At 75.5% G+C, this 4,667-nt stretch carries 3 protein-coding genes; 2 read left to right on the forward strand and 1 reads right to left on the reverse strand.

Annotation, left to right across the window (positions count from 1 at the left end; genetic code table 11):
- A partial coding sequence (locus tag ACWDX9_RS60225; protein WP_449972877.1) for a glycoside hydrolase family 3 N-terminal domain-containing protein occupies positions 1–2,001 on the reverse strand: 2,001 nt, incomplete at its 3' end.
- Between the two features lie 265 nt (positions 2,002–2,266).
- On the opposite strand from ACWDX9_RS60225, the gene ACWDX9_RS60230 reads away from it, so the two are divergent.
- Both ACWDX9_RS60230 and ACWDX9_RS60235 read left to right on the forward strand, forming a co-directional pair.
- Entirely contained in the window at positions 2,267–3,130 is an 864-nt protein-coding gene (locus ACWDX9_RS60230) for an IclR family transcriptional regulator (protein WP_449972879.1), read from the forward strand.
- A gap of 72 nt (positions 3,131–3,202) precedes the next feature.
- Positions 3,203–4,667: aldehyde ferredoxin oxidoreductase N-terminal domain-containing protein (locus ACWDX9_RS60235; protein WP_449972881.1), on the forward strand; the 1,465-nt coding region annotated here is incomplete at its 3' end.

A 4,667-nucleotide genomic window follows, 5' to 3' on the forward strand; every position in this document is an offset into this window, starting at 1 on the left:
CTCCGCCCGCGCGGGGAACGTCACCGGCAGCTTGCCGCCCGGGCCGGCGCCGCCGAGCAGGAGCGTGGCGGTGGCGTCGGCGCCCTCCTGGCCCGGGTACCACATCTGCAGGATCGAGGACACGTTCCGCACCCACGGCATGAGCACCGGGTCGCCGGTGTTGAGCACGACCGCGGTGCGGGCGTTGGCGGCGGCGACGGCCCCGATGACCGGGTCCTGGCCGTTCGGGAGGGCGAGGGCGGCGCGGTCGGCGCCCTCGGTGCCCTCGTTGAAGGCGAACACGAGCGCCGCCCGCGCCCCCTTGGCCAGCGCGGCGGCCTCGCGCAGCGCCTCCTGGCGGCGCTGCGGGGTGACCCAGGCCAGCCTGACCTGCAGCGGCGTGCCGGCGATGCCGGTGGCCGCGACGGTGACGGGTTTGGCCACGCCGGCTTCGAGGCGGACGGTCGCGCCGGCGTTCGTCAGGCCGCCGGAGGTCGCGATGAGGCTGCTGTTGCCGCCGATGAGGGCGCCGACCGAGCCGATCCTGACGCCGTCGAGGGTCAGCGAGATCGAGCCGTTGAACGACGGCACTCCGCCCGCGCCTTGGACGCGCAGGTCGTAGTCGCCGGTCGCGGGCGCGGTGAGCGTGCCCGTCCACGTCCACGACGAGCCGGCGGGCAGGGCGTCCGCGCCGGTGTGGTCGACCTGGGCGGCGGCCTGCGGGGTGCCGCCCTGCTGGGCGCGCTGGAGCACCAGCGCGGAGGCGGGCACCGGGACCCCTTCCAGGTCCACGCCCGTGGCCCAGCGGATGCGGCTGCCCGGGCCGGCCTGGCGGCGCAGGGCGGTCAGCGGGCTCTCGGCGCTCGCGGGGATCACCCTGGCGCTGCCTCCGCCGCCCACCAGGGGGCTGGCCGCGGTGGGGCCGATGACGACCAGGTCGGCCAGGTCGGCGCGGCCCAGCGGCAGCAGGTCCCGTTCGTTGCGCAGCAGCACGGCGCCGGCCAGCGCGATCTCCTTCGCGGTGCGGGCGCCGCCCGCCGGGTCCGGGGAGGGCCGCGGACGGCCGCCGCCGAGCAGGCCGAACCGGTCGAGCTGGACGAGGACGCGGCGCACCGCGGTGTCCACCACCGACTCGGCCAGCTGCCCGGAGGCGACGGCGGCGGCCAGGCCCCCGTAGTTGACGCCGAAGGGCATCTCCATGTCCATCCCGGCGGTGAGCGCGGGCGCGCCGCTGTGCGTGGCGAACCAGTCGGACATCACCCAGCCGCCGAAGTGCCATTCGTCGCGCAGGATCCCGGTCAGCAGGTGCGGGTGCTCGGCGGCGTACACGCCGTTGACGTGGTTGTAGGCGGCCATGACGGCGCCCACGCCCGCCTGCACGGCGGCCTCGAAGGCCGGCAGGTAGATCTCGCGCAGGGTCCGCTCGTCCACCTTGACGTCGATCGTCTGGCGGGCGTTCTCGAAGTTGTTGGCCGCGTAGTGCTTGACGGTGGCGATGAGGCCCTCGCCCTGGATGCCGCGGATCTCGCCGGCGACGAGCGCGGCGGCCAGCAGCGGGTCCTCCCCGAGCGTCTCGAAGTTCCGGCCGGCCTGCGGCACCCGGACGATGTTGGTCATCGGCGACAGCAGGACGTCCATGCCCAGCGCGCGGCCCTCCCTGCCGATGACCGCGCCGAACCGCCGGGCGAGGTCCGGGGCGAACGTCGAGGCGAGCGCCACCGGCGCGGGCAGGGCGGTGGCGTTGGCCGTGACGCGCACGCCGGCGGGCCCGTCGGCCAGGCGGATCTCGGGGATGCCGAGGCGGGGCACGCCGGGCACGTACCCGGCCTGGCCCTTGGAGGCGGGGTCGGTGCCGCCGTGCAGCAGCGAAACCTTCTCCTCCAGCGTCAGCTGCCGCAGGAGCGCGTCGACGTCCGTGCGGCGAGCGGTCCACTGCGGCGCGACGGCCGCGGCCAGGGCGGCCGCGCCGAGCAGCCGGGCCGCGTCGCGGCGGGTCAGCGACGGGTTGAGCGCTTCAGCCATGTGAACAGCTCCTTCGAGGAACGGGCCGACCGGCTGGGGTCGCGCCCGCAACATATGAGCCGCGGACAGGTTGCGTAACCGCGTTCTCCGTTGAACGGAAGACTTTTCAGAACGTCGTTCGGTGTGTTTCTGGATTGTTACCCATCGCAACAAACTCTGGGGCTTCGAGGGCTGGACCCGCAGGCAGCACGGGTTTACGTTGCCGCAAACAACATAAAAACCGGAACATCGCGGGGTGACAGGTCCGAACCGGGAGGCGGCGACCATGACCACAACCGACGACGGCCCGGCCGCGGCCACGATGCGCCGCGGCGTCCACGCGCCCGGCGGCACGAAGCCGTCCGCGGGCCGGACGGCTTCCGGAAGCGCGCAGCGGCCCGCCGGCCGGACCGTGACGAGCCGGGTCCTCAGCGTGCTCAGCGCGTTCTCCGGCGAGTGCCCCAGGCTGAGCCTGTCCGACATCAGCCGCCGCGCCTCGATGCCGTTGACGACGGCGCACCGGCTGGTCAGCGAGCTGATGTCGTGGGGCGCGCTGGAACGCGACCGCGACGGCCGCTACCAGATCGGGCTGCACCTGTGGGAGGTGGGCGCGCTGGCGCCGCGCGGGCTGGGCCTGCGCGAGGCCGCCATGCCGTTCCTGGAGGACCTGTACGAGGTCACCCACCAGCACGCCCAGCTCGCCGTCCTGGACGCGCCCGACGTGCTCTACCTGGAGCGGATCTCCGGCCGGGACGCGGTCGGCGTGCGCAGCCGGGTGGGCGGCCGCTTCCCGGCGCACGCCACGGGCGTCGGGCTGGCGCTGCTGGCCCACACGCCGCCCGCGACGCAGGAGGCGTACCTGGCCGGGCCGCTGGCGGCCTTCACCGACCGGACCATCGCGAAACCCGGCCGGCTGCGGGGGGTGCTGGCCGAGGTGCGACGCCACGGGTACGTCATCAGCGACCGGCAGGTCACGCTGGACGCGGTGTCGGTGGCGGCGCCCGTGCGGGACGCGGCGGACGAGGTGATCGCCGCGCTGTCGGTCGTGGTGCGGGTGGGCGAGCAGCAGCCGGGCGCGCTCGTGCCGGCCGTCGTCGGCGCCGCCCGCGGGCTGTCGCGCTGGCTGCAGTCGCACCCGGGGCGGCCCTGACGGGGTTGCCTTTCGCGGGTGTTGTGTGATGTGGTGCGGCTCGCTTTCCTCTTTCGCTCTGGAGGCTTGACCGTGCCGTTCATTGTGGATCTGACCAGCGGGAACGTGGAGAAGGAGCAGCACCCGGGCGAGATCGGCGGGTCCGTGCTCGGGCTGCGGCTGATGGCCGGGCGCACGCCCGCCGGGCTCGATCCGTACGATCCGCGGGCGCTGCTGTACGTGGCGGCCGGGGTGCTGGGCGGGACGGCGGCGCCGGGGCTGGCCAAGGCGGTGTTCCTGGCGAAGTCGCCGCTGACCGGGGTGGCCGGGGAGTCCCACGCGCTCGGGCCGTTCGCGGCGGGCCTGCGCGGGGCGGGCGCCAAGGCGCTGGCCGTCACGGGGCGGGCCGCGCGGCTGTCCTACCTGCTCGTCCAGGACGGACAGGTGTCGCTGCACGACGCCTCGGAGCTGCGCGGGCTGGGCACGGCCGCGACGACGGACGCGCTGCGGGCGCGGCACGGCCGGCGCGCGCACGTGGCGGCGATCGGACCGGCCGGGGAGAACCTCGTGCGGTACGGGAGCGTGGTGACCGACTACGCCTATGCCGCCGGGCGGTACGGGCTCGGCGCGGTCTTCGGGGCCAAGAACCTCAAGGCGGTCGTGTGCGTCGGCGAGACCCCGACGGAGAGCGCGACGGAGAGCGCGACGGAGAGCGCGGCGGAGAGCGCGGCGGAGAGCGCGGCGGAGAGCGCGGCGGAGAGGGCGGCGGAGGTCGCCGACCCCGAGGCGATCGCCGGGCTGGCCGCCTACTACCGCGACTCGCTGACCACGAACCCGCTGGCGGCGATCCAGGCAGGGATGCCCGGGTTCGCCGGATGGGTGGGCGATCCGCCCGCCCCCGGGTACGCCGCGGTGCGCAACTTCTCGGTCACCGGCGCGCACGGGCTGCGGGTCCCGTCCGCGGCCGACTACGACGGACGCGCGGTGGCGACCACCGGGGCCTGCCCCGGCTGCCCCAACGACTGCCTCAAGGTGTACGCGCCCCCGGGGCTCGCCGAGCGGCGGACCGGCGGGCTGGGGCAGGAGGCGTTCCTGTCGCTCGGCTGGAACCTCGGGATCGACGACCTCGACACCGTGCTGGCCGCCAACGCCCGCTGCAACGACCTCGGGCTGGACCCGGTCTCCCTCGGCGGCACGCTCGCCTTCGCCATGGAGTGCGCCGAGCGCGGGCTGCTCCCCGGCGGGCCCGCGTTCGGCGATCCCGAGGCGTTGCCCGGGCTGATCGACGACGTGGCGGGGCGCACGGGCGAGATGGGCGACCTGCTGGCCGAGGGCGCGGCGCGGGCGGCCGCGAAACTGGGGCCGGCCGCGGCCCCGTACGCCATGACCGTCAAGGGCGCCGAGCTGCCCTGCTTCGACCCCCGCGTCCAGCCGGGCATCGGCCTCGGGTACGCGATCGCCCCCGGCGGGCCGCGCTACGACGCGCTGGAGCACGACCTCGACTTCGACCCCGTGGCCGGGCTGGCCTACAGCTTCGGCGAGGCCCGGCGGATCGGGG

The organism is Nonomuraea sp. NPDC003201 (assembly GCF_053590415.1).